At 37.1% G+C, this 22,856-nt stretch carries 26 protein-coding genes; 16 read left to right on the forward strand and 10 right to left on the reverse strand.

The window, feature by feature from the left end; all coding sequences use genetic code 11:
• Positions 1-27 precede the first annotated feature (27 nt).
• Positions 28-486 carry a hypothetical protein gene (locus N0B48_RS14195; protein ID WP_259839419.1) on the forward strand — a complete coding sequence of 153 codons (459 nt, stop codon included), beginning with the start codon at positions 28-30 and terminating at the stop codon, positions 484-486.
• A 244-nt stretch (positions 487-730) separates the two neighbouring features.
• Here the strand turns inward: N0B48_RS14195 and N0B48_RS14200 are convergent, their stop codons facing one another.
• The 8 genes from N0B48_RS14200 to rpsL all read right to left on the reverse strand — a co-directional run bounded on the left by N0B48_RS14200 (position 731) and on the right by rpsL (position 9,607).
• Positions 731-1,228 carry a low affinity iron permease family protein gene (locus tag N0B48_RS14200; protein ID WP_259839420.1) on the reverse strand — a complete coding sequence of 166 codons (498 nt, stop codon included), beginning with the start codon at positions 1,226-1,228 and terminating at the stop codon, positions 731-733.
• Between the two features lie 200 nt (positions 1,229-1,428).
• Positions 1,429-2,643 (reverse strand): PepSY-associated TM helix domain-containing protein, encoded by a 1,215-nt coding sequence (locus N0B48_RS14205; RefSeq protein ID WP_259839421.1) that lies wholly within the window; start codon positions 2,641-2,643, stop codon positions 1,429-1,431.
• A gap of 321 nt (positions 2,644-2,964) precedes the next feature.
• Complete coding sequence (locus N0B48_RS14210; protein ID WP_259839422.1) at positions 2,965-3,582, reverse strand: hypothetical protein; 618 nt, start codon at positions 3,580-3,582, stop codon at positions 2,965-2,967.
• A gap of 18 nt (positions 3,583-3,600) precedes the next feature.
• A complete protein-coding gene (locus tag N0B48_RS14215) occupies positions 3,601-5,775 on the reverse strand; it encodes a TonB-dependent siderophore receptor (protein ID WP_259839423.1) in 2,175 nt (724 codons plus the stop codon).
• 472 nt (positions 5,776-6,247) lie between these two features.
• Positions 6,248-6,553, reverse strand: a complete 306-nt coding sequence (gene rpsJ, locus N0B48_RS14220) for a 30S ribosomal protein S10 (RefSeq protein ID WP_002661363.1) — start codon at positions 6,551-6,553, stop codon at positions 6,248-6,250.
• A gap of 16 nt (positions 6,554-6,569) precedes the next feature.
• A complete protein-coding gene (fusA, locus tag N0B48_RS14225) occupies positions 6,570-8,687 on the reverse strand; it encodes an elongation factor G (protein ID WP_259839424.1) in 2,118 nt (705 codons plus the stop codon).
• Between the two features lie 6 nt (positions 8,688-8,693).
• The gene (rpsG, locus tag N0B48_RS14230) at positions 8,694-9,170 is read right to left on the reverse strand and encodes a 30S ribosomal protein S7 (RefSeq protein ID WP_034726018.1); all 477 of its coding nucleotides are present in this window, start codon (positions 9,168-9,170) and stop codon (positions 8,694-8,696) included.
• 23 nt (positions 9,171-9,193) lie between these two features.
• Positions 9,194-9,607: a 30S ribosomal protein S12 gene (rpsL, locus tag N0B48_RS14235; protein ID WP_002983146.1), complete on the reverse strand. Its 414-nt coding sequence runs from the start codon at positions 9,605-9,607 to the stop codon at positions 9,194-9,196.
• Between the two features lie 465 nt (positions 9,608-10,072).
• Here rpsL and N0B48_RS14240 point away from each other — a divergent pair, with 465 nt between their 5' ends.
• The 13 genes from N0B48_RS14240 (at position 10,073) to N0B48_RS14300 (ending at position 19,941) form a co-directional block, all read left to right on the forward strand.
• Positions 10,073-10,549 carry a Dps family protein gene (locus tag N0B48_RS14240; protein ID WP_259839425.1) on the forward strand — a complete coding sequence of 159 codons (477 nt, stop codon included), beginning with the start codon at positions 10,073-10,075 and terminating at the stop codon, positions 10,547-10,549.
• A 93-nt stretch (positions 10,550-10,642) separates the two neighbouring features.
• Positions 10,643-11,821: a nicotinate phosphoribosyltransferase gene (gene pncB / locus N0B48_RS14245; protein ID WP_259839426.1), complete on the forward strand. Its 1,179-nt coding sequence runs from the start codon at positions 10,643-10,645 to the stop codon at positions 11,819-11,821.
• A gap of 77 nt (positions 11,822-11,898) precedes the next feature.
• Entirely contained in the window at positions 11,899-12,369 is a 471-nt protein-coding gene (locus tag N0B48_RS14250; protein ID WP_259839427.1) for a YciI family protein, read from the forward strand.
• 2 nt (positions 12,370-12,371) lie between these two features.
• On the forward strand, positions 12,372-12,968 hold the full coding sequence (locus N0B48_RS14255) for a hypothetical protein (RefSeq protein WP_259839428.1): 597 nt from the start codon (positions 12,372-12,374) through the stop codon (positions 12,966-12,968).
• Positions 12,969-12,998: 30 nt separating this feature from the next.
• Positions 12,999-13,463 carry a hypothetical protein gene (locus N0B48_RS14260; protein WP_259839429.1) on the forward strand — a complete coding sequence of 155 codons (465 nt, stop codon included), beginning with the start codon at positions 12,999-13,001 and terminating at the stop codon, positions 13,461-13,463.
• Between the two features lie 51 nt (positions 13,464-13,514).
• The gene (locus tag N0B48_RS14265) at positions 13,515-14,081 is read left to right on the forward strand and encodes a cysteine hydrolase family protein (protein WP_259839430.1); all 567 of its coding nucleotides are present in this window, start codon (positions 13,515-13,517) and stop codon (positions 14,079-14,081) included.
• 138 nt (positions 14,082-14,219) lie between these two features.
• The gene (locus N0B48_RS14270) at positions 14,220-14,456 is read left to right on the forward strand and encodes a hypothetical protein (protein ID WP_259839431.1); all 237 of its coding nucleotides are present in this window, start codon (positions 14,220-14,222) and stop codon (positions 14,454-14,456) included.
• Between the two features lie 130 nt (positions 14,457-14,586).
• Positions 14,587-15,342, forward strand: a complete 756-nt coding sequence (locus tag N0B48_RS14275) for a DUF5995 family protein (protein WP_259839432.1) — start codon at positions 14,587-14,589, stop codon at positions 15,340-15,342.
• A 134-nt stretch (positions 15,343-15,476) separates the two neighbouring features.
• A complete protein-coding gene (locus N0B48_RS14280) occupies positions 15,477-16,973 on the forward strand; it encodes a DNA recombination protein RmuC (RefSeq protein WP_259839433.1) in 1,497 nt (498 codons plus the stop codon).
• Positions 16,974-16,977: 4 nt separating this feature from the next.
• Positions 16,978-17,403: a hypothetical protein gene (locus N0B48_RS14285; protein ID WP_259839434.1), complete on the forward strand. Its 426-nt coding sequence runs from the start codon at positions 16,978-16,980 to the stop codon at positions 17,401-17,403.
• Between the two features lie 18 nt (positions 17,404-17,421).
• Entirely contained in the window at positions 17,422-18,270 is an 849-nt protein-coding gene (locus tag N0B48_RS14290; protein WP_259839435.1) for a LytTR family DNA-binding domain-containing protein, read from the forward strand.
• Between the two features lie 91 nt (positions 18,271-18,361).
• Entirely contained in the window at positions 18,362-19,147 is a 786-nt protein-coding gene (locus tag N0B48_RS14295; RefSeq protein WP_259839436.1) for a CPBP family intramembrane glutamic endopeptidase, read from the forward strand.
• A gap of 26 nt (positions 19,148-19,173) precedes the next feature.
• Positions 19,174-19,941, forward strand: a complete 768-nt coding sequence (locus tag N0B48_RS14300; RefSeq protein WP_259839437.1) for a TrmH family RNA methyltransferase — start codon at positions 19,174-19,176, stop codon at positions 19,939-19,941.
• A gap of 119 nt (positions 19,942-20,060) precedes the next feature.
• Here N0B48_RS14300 and N0B48_RS14305 read toward each other — a convergent pair whose 3' ends face one another.
• The gene (locus N0B48_RS14305) at positions 20,061-20,402 is read right to left on the reverse strand and encodes a hypothetical protein (protein WP_223608864.1); all 342 of its coding nucleotides are present in this window, start codon (positions 20,400-20,402) and stop codon (positions 20,061-20,063) included.
• A 182-nt stretch (positions 20,403-20,584) separates the two neighbouring features.
• Here N0B48_RS14305 and N0B48_RS14310 point away from each other — a divergent pair, with 182 nt between their 5' ends.
• Together N0B48_RS14310 and N0B48_RS14315 are read left to right on the forward strand one after the other, a co-directional pair.
• Positions 20,585-21,766: a hypothetical protein gene (locus tag N0B48_RS14310; RefSeq protein WP_259839438.1), complete on the forward strand. Its 1,182-nt coding sequence runs from the start codon at positions 20,585-20,587 to the stop codon at positions 21,764-21,766.
• Positions 21,750-22,331 carry a hypothetical protein gene (locus tag N0B48_RS14315; protein WP_223608866.1) on the forward strand — a complete coding sequence of 194 codons (582 nt, stop codon included), beginning with the start codon at positions 21,750-21,752 and terminating at the stop codon, positions 22,329-22,331. The genes N0B48_RS14310 and N0B48_RS14315 overlap by 17 nt, the downstream gene beginning before the upstream one ends.
• Here N0B48_RS14315 and N0B48_RS14320 read toward each other — a convergent pair.
• The gene (locus N0B48_RS14320) at positions 22,280-22,855 is read right to left on the reverse strand and encodes a 5-formyltetrahydrofolate cyclo-ligase (protein ID WP_259839439.1); all 576 of its coding nucleotides are present in this window, start codon (positions 22,853-22,855) and stop codon (positions 22,280-22,282) included. The genes N0B48_RS14315 and N0B48_RS14320 overlap by 52 nt on opposite strands.
• Position 22,856: the final 1 nt, after the last annotated feature.

Consider the following 22,856-nt stretch of genomic DNA (forward strand, 5'->3'; position numbering starts at 1 on the left):
GAAATTTCTTTTATTAAAAAAAACATTATGGATAACAATTCTTCAGCAAAGAAAGAAAGTTTTGATGCAGATCACGGTTTTATTTTCATGCAGACATGGCCGTCGGTTTTACGATGGATATTGGTTTTACCCGTAGCTCTCATCATTTTTTTATTAACAAACGGATTATCAAATTGGGCGATGAAAATATCATCTGCAGATTGGTTTATATATACCGTTTCGTTTGTTTTTCATACCCTTGCAAGTGCGGTTTTTGTCTATTATGGCGCAGCAACAGCACCTGGTGCGAGAAAAATCGTAATGGCGATTTTATCTGTTATTTTAATCGCCGCTGCCATTGTAGTTTTCACTATTCCTCAAGAAAGGTATAATACCCGAGATCTGAGTGCTACTTTAAAAATAATCAATGTAGTAAGTACAATTTTAGGAATTGTTCTAGCTTATTTCTGGAGAAAACAAAAACCCAATCAACAGAACTTAGAATAAGGGCATCCATTTATTTTTCCGTTGAGAAAAACCAAATAAGCCACAACGATTTCATCCTGTTAACGTTTAATTTTGAGGAAGGTAAGACTGTAACCGCGTCACTGATGAAGCCATCGGTATTCGCTTAATCGAATCAATGAAATTGATCAAGTATATCGATTAAACCATGACCCGCATCCCGAAACCTTATGAGGCACTAAATTGATACCTTAAACATCTTACAATCATTATAAAAAAGGAATCATTACGATTCCTTTTTTTGTTGTTGTTTCTGAAGCCATTCTTCATGTTTATGTTTAAAAAAATCGTGCTTATAATTCTGATTTCTTTTGGCAGCATCTATAGAATGTGAGGTGTGAATATCATCATCTTCTTCCGCAAAATCAGCGAGTTTTTCGTAATAACAGTGAAGCTGATCCAGTTCTTTTTCGGTCAGATCTTCAATATCTACAATTCTGTTGCTCGCTTTTTCATTGGCGGCGAGAAGTTCATTCAGCTTGATCTGTATGGCTTTGGAGTCTTTGTTCTGCGCTTTCTGAATTAAGAAAACCATCAGAAAAGTAATAATCGTAGTTCCGGTATTGATCACGAGCTGCCAGGTTTCAGAATAGTGAAAAAGAGGTCCTGAAGCTGCCCATATCACCACTACCAGCACGGCTCCGATAAATGCATAGGAGCTTCCGGTAAATTTAGTTGCCCAATCTGAAAATTTTTCAAAAAGGTTATTGTTCTTCTGGCTCATGGTTTCGATTCTTTTAATGAATAAATGTATTGAATTAACTTGAATCGGGGATGTTTTTTGGGATGGAAGATGGAAGTTTGAAGATGGACGTACTATTTCACGGTGAAATTGTAGCTGTCTTTTGATAGAACGGTTCAGATTTGTTTTGTTTTCTATCTCTCTTGCAGATGGGGGCAACGCGGATATTATTTTGACTTTGGTCAACTTCCTGCTCCCATCTTCCCACTTCCCTTCTTAAACCTGTGCCACCAGATCAGAAATCCTGTCACAGGTAATGAACACCCAATCAGTGAAACGATGAAATAGAGAATGACACTCGGCAGTCCCATGATTTCTCCTGTGTGGAGAGGTTTTGCTAAAGCGGTGAACTGTTTATTCAATGGTTTATCTGAAAATAATTCTTTGGTTTTAAAAACTCCGGTTTTGTCGAAAGTGATTTCATCCGGAAGCATCATGCCCAGGAAATTTTGGGTATTGGTCTTGATGACAACGTATCGTGGATTTTCTTTGTTGGGAAGTTCGATGCTGGTCACCGCTGTATAAGGAAGCTGCTTGTTGGATAGCTCAAGGATCTTGTCTATAGATGCTGAAGCTGTATTTTTAAGGTTCTTTTTTTCATCCTGTTTCTGCAGCATATCTTTAAGGAGACCTCCGAAAGGATCATCACCGCTTTTCTCTTCGGCAATACGATCAATTGAGGAACCGCCTAAGCTTACAATAAGTCCATTTTTCACCCATGGATACGTCACATATAATCCTGTAACAGCAATGAAGAAAAGCATCAAAAAGGTGTAGAAACCCAGTGTATTATGCAGGTCGTAATTCACGCGCTGAAATTTAGCTTTGAGTTTTACGGTGAGTCCCTGTTTCAGGAACTTCAGTTTTTTGGGAAGCCATAGAATCAATCCTGAAATTAACAATAGACAAAATATCAGGACAGATGCCCCAACAATTTGTCGTCCGGCATTTCCCATCATGAGGTTTCGGTGAATATCCAGAACAACTTCAAAAAACTGGTTGGCTCCTGTTTCGGCTTGGCCCAGAATCTTACCCGTATATTGATTGTAGTATGAGCTTTTATCCAATTGGTTTTCGCGATAGGAAACAACATAACTTCTATTTTTGCTGTCCGGTATGAGAAGTCCGGTAAGTTCTTTTCCGTTTTTCAGTAATCCGGTCTGGATCTGATCCGGAGTTTGGGAAACCTGTGAGCCAGCAGTGATATAAACCATATCTTTATTGTAAAGGTCTATGATCTGATTTTTGAAAGCATACAGACATCCGGTAATACACATTACAAACACAACACTACTCGAAAGAAGCCCCAGCCAAAGATGGACGATCCACATCAGATATTTGATGAGTGATTCATTTTTTCTCCGTTTTCTGTAAAGGCTTTTAAATAATGATTTCATTGGGAGTTTTGGGTGCGGGTTTCGGGTTTCGAGATTCGGGTTTGAGAGTAGAGTGTTTTAGAGTTTTAGCGTTGCGGGTTTATGAGATTCGGGTTGCGGGGTTGGGGACTTTCACATTTCACTTGCGAAGCAAAATTCACTATTGACATTTCAGTTTCCGACTACATTCCCTTTAACAGCAAAAACATTAAGACAGGAATACTGCCTTAATGTTTTTGCTGTTAAAATTTGATATGAATGTTTCTTGGTATTAGAATAGAAGGACGAAGCATTATGACTTCCCTCTTCCGTCTTCGGACCTTCATTAAGTTTAAAACTTAATTATTTTCTTCCTTTGAACTTGATGTCTTTTACGATCTCTTCGAATTTCGTATAGTGTTCCGGGGTAAGAGCGGTCTTGATCGCTGCTTTTCTCTGGGCATCAAATTTTCCCCAGTATTCTTTAGCAAGATCATTGTTTCCGTGATAGACATCGTGAGCATCATTGAATGCTTTTTCAAATGCATCGTTGGCAGCATTCACTACTTTGAATTCATCTTCTGAAAGCTGACCCTCAGTTTTGATTCTTTCAAGAAGTGCATTGTCATATCTCGGTCTTTTTCTTGAATTTTCATCAACGAATTTGTTGAACTTCTCCATCTGAGGAGCATCAAGAACTTTAGCCATTTCAACAGACTGCTGTGCTCTCAGTTCTTCATTTTTGATTCCCAATGCCACGCGGTCCATATTTCCACCCTGCGCTTTTGCAGCCTGGAAGTTCTGCTCCTGAAGGTCCTGGTATTTTTTCGTAATCCCGTCAAAGCTTTTCACCTGATCCGGGGTAAGCTGTACTTCAGTTTTGAACTGATTATAGTCGATTCCTTTCTTTTTGTCTCCTGAACATGCAACAGATGCTGCAGCAAGAGCAAAGGCTAAGAATAATGTTTTTACGCTTTTCATAATGAATAATTCTGCTGATTAGAATTTATAGTTTACCTGTACGGCAAAGTTTCTCGGTTGGATCTGATCGATGTATCCGCCTCTGAAGTAAGAGTTGTATCCTACAGAATCAAAAATATTGTTGAAGAAACCTCTCAGTCCCAATCCGTTTTTGAAGGTGTAGCCAATCTGGGCATCTACGGTAGTATATTCCGGCATGTTGAAAGGTTTTTCACCAGGCTGTGTTCCGTTGACGTGACCATTTTCAGCATTGGTATAAACCTGCTTGAAGTCATCAACCGGTCTGGTTCCTACATAATAAATTCCTGCTCCTACATCAAGTCCTGTTAAAGCTCCTTCACTAAATTTATAATTCAACCATGCATTCGCAGAATGTTTGGGAGTATTGATAGGCGCTGAACCATTTACAAATGACGGACTATCCTTATACTGAGCATCTACATACGCCCATCCGGTCATCACCTGAAGGTTTGGAAGAATTTTTCCAATCAATTCGATCTCCATTCCTTTTCTTCTTAATTCACCTGCCATTGCATAGATTCCCGTACTATTTCCGTCTTTCAGAAGTTCATAGGACAAGTTATCGGTGTTGATATCAAAGAATGTCACATTGAATCTTAATCTTTCGTTCAGCCAGTCAGATTTAATTCCGGCTTCCCATTGTTTGGTTGTAGAAGCGCCCACGGTTCCACCTCCAGCTAATCTGTTATTAGAACTTCTCAATGCTGTGGTACTTGTATATGAACCAAAGACGTTCATATTTTCAATAGGAGAAATCATAATTCCTAATGAAGGGTTCCATGCATAATCTTTTTCTTTATCTGAACCGATTAATCTGCTGTAACGAAGTCCTAAATGGGCTTTAATATATTTGTTGAAAGTGATGACATCCTGCGCCATTAGTCCCATGGTAGGCGCTACTGCGTTAATAGCTTTGGCTGTTGCAAGGTCGATATTAACTCCTGCAGGAAGAATATTACTTACTTCTTCAAGAACATTGATCTTATCGATAACTTTAGTAGCATCGTATGAAGTCGTGGTCACAGTAGATTCTTTCCAATCGAATCCCAGCTGGAAAGTATGTTTCATAAAACCAGTCTTCACATCTGCCCCAATAAAATCAAACTGAAAGACTTTATTTAAATCTTCTCTGTCTGATCTGGTTAAAGTTCTATTACGGAATTCAGTCGGGTTATTTCTATTTAGAGGCGCCAAAGCTGCACCAATAATATCAGACTGATAAGAAGAGCTCATGTAAGCTGCTCTTAACTTTAATTTTTCGGTAAGTTTTCTCGTTACCGTTGTAGAGAAATTGAAGGTCTCAATTTTTGCATTATCCGAAGCAAAACCAAGGAACTTTCTTCCCGGCATTCTGTATATGGCTTCCACATCTCCTTTGGCAAGGTTTACCGTTCCTCTGTCCGGTGTGGTATTATTGTGCATATAATCCATCTCCACTACGATCTCAGTCTTGTCATCAGGACGGAATGCAATAGATGGGTTTACATAAATACGGTCTGTATTGATAAATCTTCTGAAACTGTTGTTATCCTGGTAAGCAGCATTCAATCTTACGGCTACTTTTCCCTGAGCATCCAGAACTCTCTGGAAGTCTGCTGTAGCTCTGTAAAAATCCCAGCTTCCGTATCTGAAACCAACATTGGTTTCATTAATAAACTTAGGAACCTTGGTTACTACGTTGATGACACCTCCAGCAGAACCAAGCCCGTCACCAATTCCCTGCGTTACTGCTGCAGAACCTTTAATCACCTGAATACTTTCTACGCCCTGCATATCCGTAAGCATAGCTCCGGTACGGAAATCAGAATCCATCTGAACTCCATTCTTTAAAACAGGTACTCCCCGGTACCCTCTGATAGACATACTTTCTCTTGTCCCTCCATAGCTTCCGAACTGGGTAACACCAGGGATGTTTTTAGCAACATCTGTTACGGTAAGCCCCCCAAGATCTTCAATTACTTTATAGGAAATCACGGAAATACTCTGGATCTGGTCTCTGGTTTTCAAAGGAAGTCTGGTAATGGCTTCAAGGCCTACCGGCTGTTTCTTTTTTTCACCAAATAGTTCTACTTCATCAATCTCCTTTGATTTTTTAATAGAATCATTCACTTGCTGTGCGTTTACAAAAACCCCACCTAATACAAGCAGAGAAAAGGATACTACTTTATTCATCTGATAATTTTTTACAAAATTATTATTTTTAATAATTCTAAATAAATAAACACAGGTGACATATCTCACGTCGACACGACTAATCATTATCAGATTATAAATGAGCCTTCATATGTAGTAGAGATCCTTTAACGATACCTGAGCATCATTAAAGGTGCCGGGTAAAAGTAGACTTATGGGTATAAAGGGAGAAATGGCAAAAAGGTGGAATAGTAAGAAATGTGAATGGTGAATTTTGCTTTGCAAGTGAATGGTGAATTTTTGGCAGATAGAAATATTGAAAAAGGGAAAACGAAATTTGTTCATTTTGGTTGTTTATCCGTGTCAAGGTTTTCAGCATTGTTAGCAAAGGTGTTTCACTTAGCAAAAATAACAACTACAACCCATGAATTGATCTTTCTTATGCTTTATAAACAAAAAAATCCGTCCCTGAAAGGGACGGATTCTATAATCATTGCAAAGTATGCAGTTATCACACTTTAATTTCAACGTCTACACCGCTTGGTAACTCTAATTTCATTAGAGCATCAACAGTTTTAGAAGAAGAAGAGTAGATATCCATTAGTCTCTTGTGAGCCGAAAGTTGGAACTGCTCTCTTGCTTTCTTGTTTACGTGCGGAGATCTTAACACCGTGAAGATTCTCTTATTCGTTGGCAATGGAATTGGTCCGTTTACAACAGCACCAGTAGCCTTTACCGTTTTTACGATTTTCTCAGCAGACTTGTCTACCAAGTTGTAATCGTAAGATTTTAGTTTTATTCTGATTCTTTGTGACATTTCTTTAATTTAAAAATTAACCTTTTGCTTTAGCAATGATATCTTCAGCAACGTTTTGTGGAGTAGCTTGATACTTCTCTAATTCCATAGAAGAAGTAGCTCTTCCTGATGAAAGTGTTCTTAGAGTCGTTACATATCCAAACATTTCAGAAAGTGGAACAGAACCTTTGATTACAACAGCTCCGTTTTTCTCTTCCTGACCACTGATGGTCCCTCTTCTTTTGTTAAGGTCACCAATGATGTTACCCATATATTCTTCCGGAGTTACAACTTCCAGTTTCATAATAGGCTCCATAATTACTGGCTTAGCAGCACGTCCCGCTTCTTTAAATCCTAATTTAGCTGCCATTTCAAAAGAAAGAGCATCAGAATCCACCGCGTGGAAAGATCCGTCTTTAAGAATAACTTTAATACCTTCAACTTCGAAACCAGCCAAAGGACCGTTCTTCATTGCAGCTTTAAAGCCTTTTTCAATTGCAGGAACAAATTCTCTAGGAACGTTACCACCTTTGATCTCATTGATGAATTCTAAACCAATTTTACCTTCGTCAGCTGGTCCTAGTTCAAATACAATATCAGCAAATTTACCTTTACCACCAGATTGTTTTTTGTAAACTTCTCTGTGCTGAGCAACTCTTGTAAGATTTTCTTTGTATTCTACCTGAGGTTGACCTTGGTTAACTTCTACTTTGAATTCTCTTCTCATACGATCTACAAGAATGTCAAGGTGAAGTTCACCCATTCCTGAGATAATCGTTTGACCAGAAGCTTCGTCAGTTTTAACCTGGAAAGTAGGATCTTCTTCAGCTAATTTAGCCAGAGCGTTACCCATTTTATCCTGGTCAGCCTTAGTTTTAGGCTCAACAGCGATACCAATTACCGGATCAGGGAAAACCATCGATTCAAGAACGATTGGGTGTTTCTCATCACACATTGTATCACCAGTTTTGATAGATTTAAAACCTACCGCTGCACCAATATCTCCTGCTTCAATATATTCTACAGGATTTTGCTTGTTAGCGTGCATCTGATAGATTCTAGAGATTCTTTCTTTATCTCCTGAACGAGTGTTCAAGATATAAGAACCTGCATCCAGTCTTCCAGAGTATGCTCTGAAGAATGCTAATCTTCCCACGAATGGGTCAGTAGCAATCTTAAATGCTAAAGCTGCGAAAGGCTCGTCTACAGATGGTTTTCTTGTAATATCAAGATCTGTTCTTGGGTCAGTACCTTTGATATCATCTTTATCCAATGGAGAAGGCAAGTACTTACATACTGCATCCAACATAAACTGTACTCCTTTATTCTTGAATGAAGAACCACAAGTCATTGGGATAATAGATAAATCGATAGTAGCTTTTCTAAGAGCTTCGTTGATTTCGTCTTCTGAAATTGAATCTGGATCTTCGAAGAATTTCTCCATCAAAGTATCATCATAATCAGCAACAGCTTCAACTAATTTCTCTCTGTATTCCAGAACTTCAGCCTTCATGTCTTCAGGAATTGGCACTACTTCGAAAGTAGCTCCTTGTCCTGCTTCGTCCCAAACGATAGCTCTGTTTTTAATTAAGTCTACTACACCTTTGAAATCTTCTTCAGCACCGATTGGTAAAACGATTGGAACTGCGTTTGATCCTAACATAGTCTTAACCTGGTTTACCACGTTAAGGAAGTCAGCACCTTGTCTGTCCATTTTGTTTACGAATCCCATTCTTGCTACTTTGTAGTTGTCAGCAAGTCTCCAGTTTGTTTCAGACTGAGGCTCTACTCCATCTACTGCAGAGAATAAGAATACCAAACCATCTAATACTCTCAAAGATCTGTTTACTTCTACTGTGAAGTCAACGTGTCCCGGTGTATCGATGATGTTGAAGTGGTAAGGCTTACTTTCAGGTAAAATTTTACCCTGGTCAGTCGGGAAGTTCCAGTTACAAGTAGTAGCTGCAGAAGTAATGGTAATACCTCTTTCAGCTTCTTGCTCCATCCAGTCCATTGTAGAAGCACCATCGTGAACTTCACCAATTTTGTGGTTTACTCCTGTATAGAATAAGATTCTTTCTGTAGTAGTAGTTTTACCAGCATCAATGTGCGCAGCAATACCAATATTTCTTGTAAATTTAAGATCTCTACTCATTTCTAATTAGAATTTAAAGTGTGAGAAAGCTTTGTTAGCTTCCGCCATTTTGTGAGTATCAGATTTTTTCTTGTAAGCAGCACCTTCTTCTCTTGAAGCAGCTACTACTTCATTAGCTAATTTCAAAGCCATAGACTTATCATTTCTTTTCTTAGAATAGCTAATTAACCATTTCATTGCCATAGAAATTTTTCTATCAGCTCTGATTGGCATAGGGATCTGGAAGTTAGCTCCACCTACTCTTCTAGAACGTACTTCTACGTGAGGCATAACGTTAGTTAATGCATCTTTCCAGATTTCAAGGGCAGTCTTTTCAGTTTCTCCTTTTTTAGTTTCTACGATCTCTAAAGCATCATAGAAAATTTTGAATGCGATTGACTTCTTACCGTCAAGCATTAGGTTGTTTACAAATCTAGTTACCAATTGATCATTAAACTTCGGATCTGGTAACAACGGTCTTTTTTTCGCTTTTGTCTTTCTCATTGCTTCTGTACCTTATTTAATGATTATTTTTTCTTTCCTTTTGCTGGTGCAGCAGCTGCCTGACCTGGCTTAGGTCTCTTAGCTCCATACTTCGATCTTCTCTGTGTTCTTCCATTTACACCTGCAGTGTCTAAAGCACCTCTTACGATGTGGTAACGTACTCCCGGTAGGTCTTTCACCCTTCCGCCTCTTACCAATACTATCGAGTGCTCTTGAAGATTATGTCCTTCGCCCGGGATGTAGGCGTTGACTTCCTTCCCGTTAGAAAGTCTTACCCTTGCAACTTTTCTAAGTGCAGAGTTAGGTTTCTTAGGAGTGGTAGTATATACTCTCGTACATACACCTCGTCTTTGTGGACAAGAATCAAGGGCAGCCGATTTGCTCTTCTTGGCAAGCGTGGCTCTTCCTTTTCTTACTAATTGTTGAATAGTAGGCATTTAATTGCTTTTTATTTTAGGGTGCAAAAATAGGAATATTTTTCCAATCTACAAAAACTTATATGAAAATTAAAATCAAACACTTACACCAAAAAGACATTGTCTGTGAACAACCAAATAACAGACTACCGATATCCATTGAGAAAATGTAAAAAAAGAATGTCATTTTTTCTTATAGACTCTGTATTAAATAATTGTAAAATTTATTTAATCTCCTATGCGCTCCGAATTTTTCACATCCTCTGAGTTTTCTATATTCTTTTAAAGAAAAATACATCTTGGTACATTCTCAAACCGCATTTCATTTATACCTTATTATATGGTATCATTTCGTCATCACTTTAAATTGGATATTCATCATGTTTCCAAACTATTTTAAAACATTTTCTTATAGTTATCTTCTATTGACATTGAAGTCCTTTCGGCACAATATTTTCTAATTTTGTGAGTATAAAAAATAAACTTATGAAAAATGCAAGCATTATCGGCTTGAAAGAAACCGACTGTAAAAACATTTCGGAAAAACTAAATATCCTTTTAGCCAACTATTCCATCTTCTATCAGAACACAAGAGGCTCACACTGGAATATCAAAGGAGATCAGTTCTTTACCCTTCATCCGAAGTTTGAGGAATTGTACAACAGCCTGGTATTAAAGATCGATGAGATCGCAGAAAGAATCCTGACGTTAGGTGCAACTCCTGCCCACAACTACTCCGACTATCTGAAAGTATCTACCATTAAGGAAAGCAAGGAAGTAACCGACGGTACAAAGAGTGTTGAGAATATTTTAAGTTCATTTAAAGTAGTCCTGGATTTACAGAGAGAACTTCTGGACATTACGGATGCAGCGGGAGATGAAGGAACAAATTCCCAGATGAGCGACTACATCACAGAACAGGAAAAAGAAGTATGGATGTACAATTCTTATTTAGGGAAGTAACCGGCAGAAATCCACTGATAAATAAAAAAATCGCCTTACATTTAGGCGGTTTTTATTTTAAATGACTATATTTGCGTTAAAATTACACATATTATGTACGACGTTCGATTAAACTCTATACTGGATAACGATTTCTACAAAATCACCATGCAGAATGCAGTGGTCAAATTATTTCCAAGCTCTATCGTAAAATACGAATTCATCAACAGAGGAAAGCATCAGTTTCCGGAAGGCTTTGATGCAGCTTTAAAAGAAGCCGTCAATAAAATGGCAGAGCTGAAGCTGACCAAAGATGAAAAGAAATTCATGGCCAGAACCTGTCCTTATATAGACCTTCCCTACCTTGATTTCCTTGAAGGCTATCACTACGATCCGTCTGAAGTGAAAATTCATCAGGAAGGAAGCGAGCTCTCCGTAACCGTGGAAGGGCTTTGGTACAGAACGATTCTGTGGGAAGTTCCTTTACTTGCTTTGATCAGTGAGTTGCATTACGAAATGAATCATATGGAAAGAGATTCCAATGATATTGTGATGAACAGAACTTTGGAAAAAGCGGATTCTCTGGCCCGACTTGGCGTTAATTTCGCAGAATTCGGGACCAGAAGAAGACACTCCTATAAAGTACAGAATCTGGTCATGGAAGCTTTAACACAAAATAAACAATCCACATTCATCGGAAGTTCCAACGTTCATTTTGCGATGAAGTTCGGGGTAAAACCAATCGGTACGCACGCGCACGAATGGTTTATGTTCCATGCTGCTGAATACGGATTCAAAATGGCCAATGAAATGGCTCTTGAACATTGGGTAGATGTCTACAGAGGAGACCTTGGAGTAGCCCTTTCAGACACTTATACCACGGATGTTTTTTTCCAACAGTTTGATAAGAAGTTCGCAAAACTGTTTGACGGCGTTCGTCACGACAGCGGTGATCCTCTGGAATTTGCAGACAAGACCATTGCTCATTATAAAAATAACGGAATCAATCCTTTATTCAAATACATCATCTTCTCCGATGCCTTGAACCTTGAAAAGGTAGAGGAAATCACCAATTACTGCAAAGGAAAGATTGGAGTTTCATTTGGAATCGGCACCAATCTTACCAATGATGTCGGTTTAAAACCAATGAATATCGTCATGAAACTAATTGGTGTACAGGCTCCAAACAAAGAATGGATTCCAACAGTAAAACTTTCCGACGAACACGGGAAATACACTGGTGATCCGAAAATGATCGAATTGGCTAAGGAATTTTTGAGAATAAAAGATTAGATTTTAGATATCAGACGTCAGATTTCAGATTTCAGACATAAGATGTTAGATATTGGACTTATAATACAATCATTGCTATGAAATTAAAAATTTATGTATCCATCTCTTTTTTAATGGCAATTTTATCTTTTGCCCAGGAAAAGAAAGCAGAAAAGGCAACATTCAATCAGGAACTGGCGACCTCTCTCGGTGCAGATCAGTATGGAATGAAAGCCTACACCATTGTGATGCTTACCACAGGCACTACAAAAATTGAAGACAAAGCCAAAATGGGCGAAGTAATGAAAGGCCATATGACGAATATCGGAAAGCTAGCTGATGAAGGAAAAATAGTGGTGGCCGGTCCATTTTTAGAAAAGAACAAAGAAAACTACCGTGGTATGTTTATCTTCAATACAAAATCTAAGGAAGAAGCTGAGCAATGGGTAAAAACAGATCCCGCTGTACAGGCCGGCGTCTTCAGTTATGAAATTTTCCCGTGGTATGGATCTGCGGCGTTGCCTTTATATCTGAAGCATCATGAGGAAATATCGAAAACGAATCCATAGCAGTGGGCTTTTACAGTAAATTTTCGGAACAGGATCTGATTGAATCTTATAAGAATCAGTTGGATTATCAGGGCAAACCGGATCAGGAAATCATAAACGAAATTTTAAGCAGAGGCTCTCTGGAAGATTTTCAGGATAAAATTAAAAGTCAACATTTGTTTTTGAATGAACAAAACAGACTGATAAGAGAGATTCATGGGCATTATATGAACAAATTATCCAAGCAGGAATGTTTGTCATTACTAAGCTCTGATTTCTTATCCGATAAAACCATCGGAATCCTTGTCAACACAAAATACAATCAGATCCATCGGAAAGTGGAGAACTTAAAAGTTGATTCGGATACTTTAATGTTCAGCATTTTTGGAACTATCGTAGCCTCCGTTGTCAGTACCATTGTTATTTTGATCGTTTTATACAAATTTATATTTCTATCAGTTTTCGCTTTTGGTTTACTTATACCTGCTTATATCATTAATTATTGGATCATAGGATTATTTACCGGAAAAACACGTGATAATTTGGCCGTATTTATTGCCACATTTATAGCGACTTTACTTAATTGTGTGTATTCTATTTTTCTTATTAATTATTCTTAATAAGATAATCCTCTAAAAAAACAAAAACAAATGGGTCTATTATCAAACATTCTTTGGGCATTTCACAGAAAAAGCTATAACAGCATCGAAGATTTCAATACGGAAATCACAGATTATCAGACACGTATTTTAAAAGAAAAAACATCCTGGGAACCTTATACGATCGTGATAGATGCACCTGAAATAAACGTTTTCTATGAAGCGTGGATCAAAGGAAAAGAAGATATCGCGACCAACGAAACATTACTGGGTGATGAAAATGATGTATTAAGTGAAGATAATAGTGATTTTGGTATGTTTCAGGCAGAGTTTTCTGCAAGACTAAAAGCAAGCAACGGTGTCAATTTTACAGCTCTGGATTTACTGTATCAGTTACAAAATCAGGTTAGTCAAAAAGACCTCGGAGATCACATCTTTTTTGAAGGGCTCACACCGAACGATGCCGGGCAAGAAGAGAATAACACACCAACCTACTCTATGTATTTAGGGAGCTAATCAAATTACTGCTCCATTACCTCGCAGGATATCTAATTAAAATCACATAACATGAAACTTCGGAATAAAAAACCAGCCTTACTTTTAATTGACATTCAAAAAGGATTTCTTGACGAACACTATTGGGGCGGAAACAGAAATAACAAAACAGCAGAACAAATCAGTGGAAAAATATTAGAAAGATGGAGAGAATTAAACTTGCCCATATTCCACATCAGACACAGCTCACTTAATCCTGATTCAAAACTTCATGAAACCCATACCGGATTTGAATTCAATGATTATGTACTTCCAAAAGATGTTGAACCTGTTATTACAAAAAATGTAAATAGCGCTTTCATAGGAACGAATTTAAAAGAGCAACTTGATCAACAGCACATCAATTCTTTAGTGATTATTGGAATAACGACCAATCACTGTGTTTCTACCACCACCAGAATGGCTGGAAACTACGGGTATGAAACCTATGTCATTTCAGATGCCACTGCAACTTTTGACAGAGTAGGAATACATGGTGAAAAATATGATTCAGAATTAATACATTTGACCAGTCTCGCCAATTTAAATGATGAATTTGCCAATGTGTGGAGTTCAGAAAAATTATTAAACGAATTATAGAAAACTCGGGTCTCACTTAAAAAGATTCGATAAAAATCAATTAAATCATTATGTAACATCATAGTGATTTATTTTTTCAGTATCTTAGAACTTCATTTTCAGAAATATACAAATTAAAACCATTAAAAAATTAATTCCATGAAAAAAACGAACCTATCCAAACTATCGAGAACAGAACTGAAAGAAGTATTCGGAGGAACACTGTATCCGGCACCATGTCCCGGAGGATGCCCGGGTGAGGCTATGATCAGATGTCCTGACGGCTCCACCACGATGACTAATTTTATATGCATGGGGAACAGATGCGAACCGGCTGCAATGTGCAAACCACTGGTTCTTGAGCCTTTTCCAGATCCGATTACGATCACTCCATAATCTGATCAACAAAAATAAAGTGAGCTTTCCGGCTCACTTTTTCATTATTAAAAAGATCACTCTACTCGTTTTCAAAGCAATACACCACTGATCACAGGTTTTTATTATCTTTAAATAAACAAAAACTGCTATGAAAACGATCGAAGAAGTACTGAAAAAACTGGATGAAATCATCATCTGGTGCAAAGAAAACCAAAGCCCGGCCGGATATTTCGCATGTACATACCGTATTATGACCGCGCAGGTACTAAAAGGAATTCAACAGAAAAAATTTGAAGACAATCCGAGAATGACCCTGCTCGATATCGCTTTTGCACAAAGGTATCTGGAAGCCTGGGAAAATTACAGCAAAGGAAAAAAATGCACCCAATCGTGGTACACAGCTTTTGAAGCGACGAAAAATAAAAATCTTTTGATTTTACAGCATATTTTTCTGGGAATGAATGCCCATATTAATCTCGACCTCGGGATTTCTGCAGCAACGGTGATGCCTTACCGTAAAATAAATCCGCTTAAAAAAGATTTTGAAAACATCAATACGGTCATCGCCTCAATCAACCAACAGGTTCAGGACTCTTTGAATACCATATGTTATCCCGTCAATCTCATTGATAAAATTTCCAACGGAAAAGATAACGCCATTCTGGATTTCGCTATTTCCAAAGCAAGACAAACCTCCTGGGCCACAGCAGTTATTGCATCCAACACGCCCAACTTTCTCAGAGAATCAGTCATCCATATTGTAGATTATGCCGCAGCAAAAGTCGCCTCACAGATTTTAAATCCTAAAATATTGACTCCAGCTCTGACTAAAGAACTGAAAAAATGCGAGAGCAATGATGTGGTAAAGAATATTGAAATCTTATCCGGAACGAAAGTAGTTTAGAGAGTAGAAAATGTAGAATGAAAGAGCAAAGTACAACTGCAAAACACAGTAACTTCCCGCTTCCCTCCTCCATCTTCCAATCCCTCATTTAAAGTATAAATTAATTTTTCTTTTTGTAATTTTGAAACATGGAGATGACCTATTTAATTATCGGATGTATTGCCGGCGGAGTTCTTGGAGCCGTTATTTTGTATTTTGCCTTAAAATCGTCTACAGTTTCAAGAATTTCTTATGATGAACTGAACAATCTGTATATCAAAAACCAATCGGATCTTGAAAATCTTCATCTGAAAGTTCAGGAACTGACCCAAAATATCGGCAGAGAAAAAGAGCAAAATCAATTACAGACCGATCTTCTGAATGATCTGAAAAATGAATACGCAAAAATTTCCGCAGAACACGCTTCGTTGAATTCCCAGTTTTTGGAACAGAAGCAGCTCAATTTGAAACAGGGCACTCAAATAGAAACCCTGGTTTCCGAGAAACAACATATTTTTGCTAAAAATTCTGAACTTTCTGCTAAAAACGACAGCATGCAGCAGTCTCTTGATACCCAGAAGGAAGAAATCACCAAAATCCAGGATGAATCAAAACTACAGTTTGAAAATCTGGCTAATAAAATCTTGGAAGAAAAAACAGAGAAATTCACCACTTTAAATCAAAATAATTTAAAAAATATTCTGGAACCTTTCCAGGAAAAAATTACCGACCTTAAAAACAGGGTGAACGAAGCTTATGAAAAGGAAAATAAGGAACGTTTCTCACTTGCAGAAAAAGTAAAAGAACTGGCAGAACTGAACCAGCAAATTTCCGAAGACGCAAAAAAACTGACAAGAGCTTTGAAAGGAGAAAGCAAAACCCAGGGAAACTGGGGTGAAATGATCCTTGAAAGCATTCTTGAAAAATCAGGACTCGTAAAAGGAAGAGAATATTTCCTTGAGCATGAGCTTCGTGACGAAGACAATAAAGCCCTTTTTTCTGAATTTTCAGGAAAGAAAATGCGTCCCGATGCCGTTATAAAATATCCGGATGAAAGAAATGTGATCATTGATTCCAAAGTTTCGCTGACTGCCTTCACAGAACTGGTAGATGAGACCGATCAGGATGTATATGCCATAAAACTTAGTCAGCATTTAGGTTCGATCAAAAATCATATTTTGCAACTGAGTCAGAAAGCATATGACGACTATGGAAAATCACTGGATTTCGTGATGATGTTTATTCCGAGTGAGCCGGCTTATATTGCAGCTATGCAGGCTGACCAAAACCTCTGGAATTTTGCTTATGACAGAAGAATTCTTCTGCTAAACCCGAGCAATCTGATCACTTCCCTGAAACTGATTGCAGATCTTTGGAAACGTGAATACCAAAACAAAAACTCCATGGAGATTGCTGACCGAGGGGCGAGGCTGTATGATAAATTTGTAGGTTTTGTGGAAAACCTTGAGAAGGTAGGGAAAAATCTGGACCAGGCTAAAAATGTTTACAATGATGCCTACAAACAGCTTTCTACCGGAAATGATAACCTTGTGATTCAAACTCAGAAACTGAAATCGTTGGGTATTAAAAACAAAAAAGATTTACCACAAAGTCTTATTGACAATGGTAATTTTCCAGATAAAGAAAACTAATCTTATGAAAAAAAGTCACATCATCTTAATAGTAAGTATTCTTGTTTTTGTAATTTCCCTGGCTTTGCCCGCAGTTTTTACAGGAAAGGATAATGAGATGTATGGTTTGGCTCTTTTTCTGCTGGGATGGGCTGATCTTTCCGGAGACGGAACTTCATGGCTGGCAAATCCTATTCTTTTATTCTCCTGGATTTTCCTGTTGGTCAAGCAGCCTAAGATTGCGGCTTTTTTAGGTTTATTTTCTGTAGGCGTAGCGCTTTATTATTTTACGGAAACCGAAATAACCGTTAATGAAGCAGGACATAAATCTCCTATAACTTCGTACGGACCGGGATATTATCTGTGGCTGGCAAGCTGTGTCACCATGTTTGTCGGCAGTTTGCTTCTCTTGCGATCTAAGCCTGATCCTCAGATCGGTTTGAAAAATTAAACTCCAAAAACTCACCGTATGTTATCCTTTGCAGCCTATCCGTATCCCAAATCTGATTCTTATAAAGAGATTCTGGTTTCGTCAATGGTTGCTGGCCTTTTATTCTATATATTTCTCATCGTTTTCCAGCCTTTTGGAACAGAAAACTTCCATCATCAATATAAGTATCTTCTGCTTTTCCCCTATTCCCTCATCTTTGGTACCTCTTTCTTTATTGCAGATTTCTGCATCATCCGTTTCAAAGACTGGAACATCGGCTTCGAATTACTGAAACTGATCGGAATTATTTTTTTAGCTTCCATCCTATCTTACTTTTATAATACTTTAGTAATCAGCCATGTTAAACTGAGTTTCATCAACTTTCTTTATATGTTTCTCTACTGTCTGGCATTGGGAATTCCTATTTCCACAATTTATGTATTGTCAAGGTATATTTATTTAAAAAGCATTCACGAAAGAACAGCTGATCAGGTTTCAAAGCAGCTGGCAGATTATCACCAACCAACAGATCATAAATTCGATACAACACTAAATATAGCTGCCAACCAGACTAATCTGCAGATCCCTGAGAATTATTTTATCTGCGCGCAGTCAATGGAGAACTACTGTTCGGTTTACTTTATAGAAGATCATATAGTGAAAAAAGTATTGATCAGAATCAGTTTGTCCGATCTTTTGAATCAGATACAGACAGATAAGATAAAAAGATGTCACCGGTCTTATATTCTCAATTTAAATCACGTCAAAAGTCTTAAAGGAAATGCACAGGGCTACAAACTTTTTCTTTCAGAAATTGATTTTGAAATCCCTGTTTCCAGAAGCTTTATCTCATTAATTATTCCCAGATTAAAAGATTTAAAAACTTAACATTTGTAATTCGTCACATTTCTTTGTCATTGATCACTTTAATTTGGTAAAGCTTATTGCAAACTGCAATTTTGTTCAAAATTTATCCACAATGAACAAAATCATTTCTTTCTTTTTCTTTTTTGTACTCGGGTTTTTCGTGTATTATTTCCTTGATCTTTTTTATTTTAAAACCATTCAGACTTTTGTTAGAGAATTGTCCGGAAGTAAAGCTCTCGCTCACGTTGCTGCCTATTCAGTCACTATGATACCGCTCATCATTACCTTAAAAATCTTATTCCCTAAAAAGAATATGGCTGATCTCTTTTCAATCAACAAATCTGTTTTAAAAGGTTTCAATCTTGCTTTTATAGGGACACTTCCAATGCTTGCAGGGTATTTAATCAATTTCAGCCTGACTGATAGAATTGATATTCAATCTCTGTTTATCAATACGATTTCATCTGCATTTTTTGAAGAACTTATTTTCAGAGCATTCCTTATCGGCATCCTGTACAGGTTTAGCAGACTGGGATTTATAACTTCTGCTTTATTCGGATCATTTCTGTTTGCGCAAGTCCATTTATATCAGGGAAGCACGGGAACGGAAATTATTGAGATATTTCTGATCACCTTTTTCGGATCCGTTTTTTTCTCATGGGTTTATTTTGAGATGGATTTTAACCTTTGGGCGGCCATATTTCTTCATATTTTAATGAATTTATATTGGGAAATTTTTAATGTTTCGGAAAATGTTTCAGGAAACCTGTATGGGAATTCATTTAAAATTTTATCCATTCTGTTGATTATAGCCATTATTATCTATAGAAAATACAATAATAAAGTTCTGTTTCGGATCACTCCAAAAACCCTTTTCACAAAAACTAAAACGGCCTAATCACAAATTTTGCATAATTTTGCAGGATGTTGATAGAAAGTTTTCAAAACGATAAAATAAAAAATGTCACCAAACTTCTGGCAGACAATCGGTTTCGTAAAAAATCAAAAGTTTTTGTGGTCGAAGGACAGCAGGAAAATGAAAGAGCTCTACAGTATGATTTTGAACCTGTAGAGTTTTTTGTCTGTGAAAATATCTTTAAGGGAGTCCTTCCTGAAGGCAGGATTCACCATGTAAGCGAGAAAGTATACGAAAAAATCGCGTACCGAGGGAATTCGGAAGGGATCATCGGAATTTATAACACCAAAGACAATGTGCTTTCATCGTTTGTTCCTAAAGAAAATTCAACGGTAATTATTGTAGAAGGTGTTGAAAAACCTGGAAATCTGGGTGCCATTCTGAGAAGCTGCGAGGCTTTTGGAGTTGATGCTCTGATCGTTGCGGATGGAAAAGCAGACTTTTATAACCCAAATGTCATACGATCAAGTGTAGGATGCCTGTTCGGAATGGAAGTTTATGATGCTGAAAATGAAGAAACTCTTGAGTTTTTGCAGAAAAACAACTTCAACATTTATACAACTCTTATGGATGAGACTGCGGAAGACCTATATAAAAGAGATTTCAGGCAACGTTCTGCGGTATTATTCGGAACCGAGCATTCAGGCTTAAGTGATTTCTGGATTGGAAAAGGAAAAAATACACTGATACCGATGGCGGGAAGTATTGATTCATTGAATTTAAGTAATGCGGTGGCTATCACATGCTATGAATCATTGAAGCAGAAAAAAGGATAGATGGTTGGAAGGGGAAGATTCTGAAAGTTATTGATCTTTTGAATCTTCTACTGCATAAAGCATAAAAAAACCGTCTCACCAGGTGAAACGGTTCTTTTATTGTTAAGCTTAAGCTAAAATTATTTCTTAGCAGCGTCTTTAACTTCTTTAGCAGCTTCTTTAGAAGCGTCTTTAGCAGCATCAGCAGCACCTTTAGCAGCATCAGCAGCTCCTTTAGCTACGTCTTTAGCAGCATCAGCACCAGCAGCAGTAGTTGCAGCAGCAGCATCTTTAGTTGCGTTAACAGCAGTAGTTGCAGCAGAATCGATTACTTTAGCAGCAGAATCAGAAACTACAGCAGCAGAATCAGCTACGTTAGCAGCAGCAGAATCAGTTGCTCCTTCAGTAGAAGTAGCTTCAGTTTTTTTACAAGCAACTAGAGAGATTGCAGCGATAGCAGCTACGAATAATGACTTTTTCATAATAAATTAAATTTAATTTTGTTAATATTGTTTTTATAAATTTTCTTCTGTTCTGTTATTTGAACAAGACAAAGGTAGACCAGATAAGAAAGTTGTTTATGAAAAATAATTGTAATACATTTGTAAAATAGTTTTACAAACAAACAAAGCTGATAATCAACAATTTAATTATTTTATAAAAATTGACAGATTTAGATCTATTGCATTTTGAACAGCTAAAAAAAGACGTTCAGACCGAATATTTAAAAAAATCCACCCCTTCCCATGATGATATTTCAAAATGGAAGGGGATAGATATTATATATTTCCAGGAAGACCTTCGCAAAAAAGCCAAAGGCAACATCAGTGAAAAGTCATTTTACACCTATTTCAAAACTTCACCGGTTACCAAATTACCAAGAATTGACATGCTCAATTTATTGAGTATTTATGCGGGATACGAATCATGGTACGACTTCAAAAAACAGCATCTTTTTGCAGGTGAATTACTGCTTGAAAATGAAGATCTTGAGGAAGAAGAAATCGAAGAATTAGAAAAAACAGTTGCTGCAGCGCCTGATCTTCCAAAAAGTGAGATTCCAGCAAAAAAAATAGAACATCTGCCTCAGGAAAACGTTGATTTACAAAAATCAAATACTGAAAATCAAATAATTACACAAAAAACAGCACCAACAAACAATGTAGAAATACAACCTGTAGTAATTAGAAAGAATTTCTTTAAAAAGAATGCCTGGGCTATCATTACTTCTATTTTAATTACCCTTACCGGAATTCTTGGTTTCAAGGACGAAATATTTTCAAAAACTTATAAATATTGTTTTACGGACAAAGATCGTGGCGTTTCCGTTATCAATACTCTTGAAATAAGAGTGATTAAGGAAAATGAATCTCCACTTTTCTTTAAAATCAAACCGGGAGAATGTTTTTATTATTCTACTAAGGATAAAAATATAAAAATGCAGATCAGTGCTCCGTTCTATGAGTATCTGGAAGTCAACCGAAACCTTGAAAATGCTCCTGCTGAAGAAATGATCGAGCTGAAACCGGATGATTATAAAATGGCAGCCTACTACTTCTCCATTAAGGATGTAAAAGGAGGAAATCCTGAAGAACAGATCGCTCTGATCAAGCAGAAAAGAAATCAACTGGAGAATCTGATCAGTAACAGTGCCATTATTTACCAGGTATACGACAACAAAACCTACGGTATAGAAAGACTTGATAAACAAAGATACATTACCTTGGTAACAACCCCTACTACATCTCTGAAAAACCTTAATGTCATAGAGATGAAGAAAGACAGTAAAGGAAAAATAGTATCTATTAAATTTAAAATTGCATCCACAGATGAAGAGAATAAATAAGTTTTTAATTTTCGCAGTACTTTTTTTAGCATTTGTTTCCTGCAATAATAAAAAGACTGAAGTAAGCGATCTGGATAAACTGAGAAACAGCACCAATGTAAAAAGCTATCCGGCAGTACAGATGGACAGCATGCAAGCCATTAATTCCATAACAAAACAAAAAGTACAGGAACTTCTTGACCTGTCTACTTTATATTTGTCCGGCAACAGAAATACAGAGATTGATACCGTGATTTTTTCACAGATGGAAAGTTATTTTCACAAACCCGACTCTCTTACGTTTAAAAAGCTTTTAAGAGAACTGGACAGTCTGAAAGTAAAATCTGTGAAGGTAAACAGCCTGAATGTTTACAAAGAATTCTATAAAAAGGATACATTGGATTACGCTAAATTCAATCTGGAATATTTTGATGCAAAAAATAAATCTTTGGGAACTTTTGAAAAAAACGCCCAATACATTTTACTTTCCACCCCGATGATTAAAAAAGAATTTAAATTTTATTTCTTAGATTTCTATTCTGCTCCATTGAAGAAAGACAGCACCTCAGTGGGAGTTACCAAATAATCTAGGGGAATATCATTTTCCCAGACATCATCAATAGATTCATCCGGACCGAAATAATTAGCACCAATTTTTTTGGATGCCGCAGAAATACTTTGGAAAAATCCGTCGTAAAAGCCTTTTCCATAGCCTACTCTATTTCCTTTATGATCGCAATACAATAAAGGTGTGATTACAAAATCAAAATGAAGTTCTCCGGAATCTTTATTGGAAACGGGCTCGGAAATGCCCCACCTGCTGGTTTCAAATACAGTATCTTCAGTAATTTCTACGGAGATAAGATCATCTGCCACAACTTTAGGAACGAAAACACGGATACCCTTCGCTAAAAAAGCATTAATAAAGATTTCTGTATCTATTTCATTGAACTTTTTGATTGGCATAAATACATGTACCTTCTGCCCTTTTTCAGGCCTGAAATAATCTAGAAAATGATTTAATATTTTCCCGGATAACAAGAAAGCCTCATCAACTGACAAGGCTTTTCTTTTCTCCATATATTTTTTTCTAAGCTCAGCTTTTAGCATG

It is taken from the genome of Chryseobacterium herbae, from assembly GCF_025154075.1.
In the GTDB taxonomy this organism is placed as follows: domain Bacteria; phylum Bacteroidota; class Bacteroidia; order Flavobacteriales; family Weeksellaceae; genus Chryseobacterium; species Chryseobacterium herbae.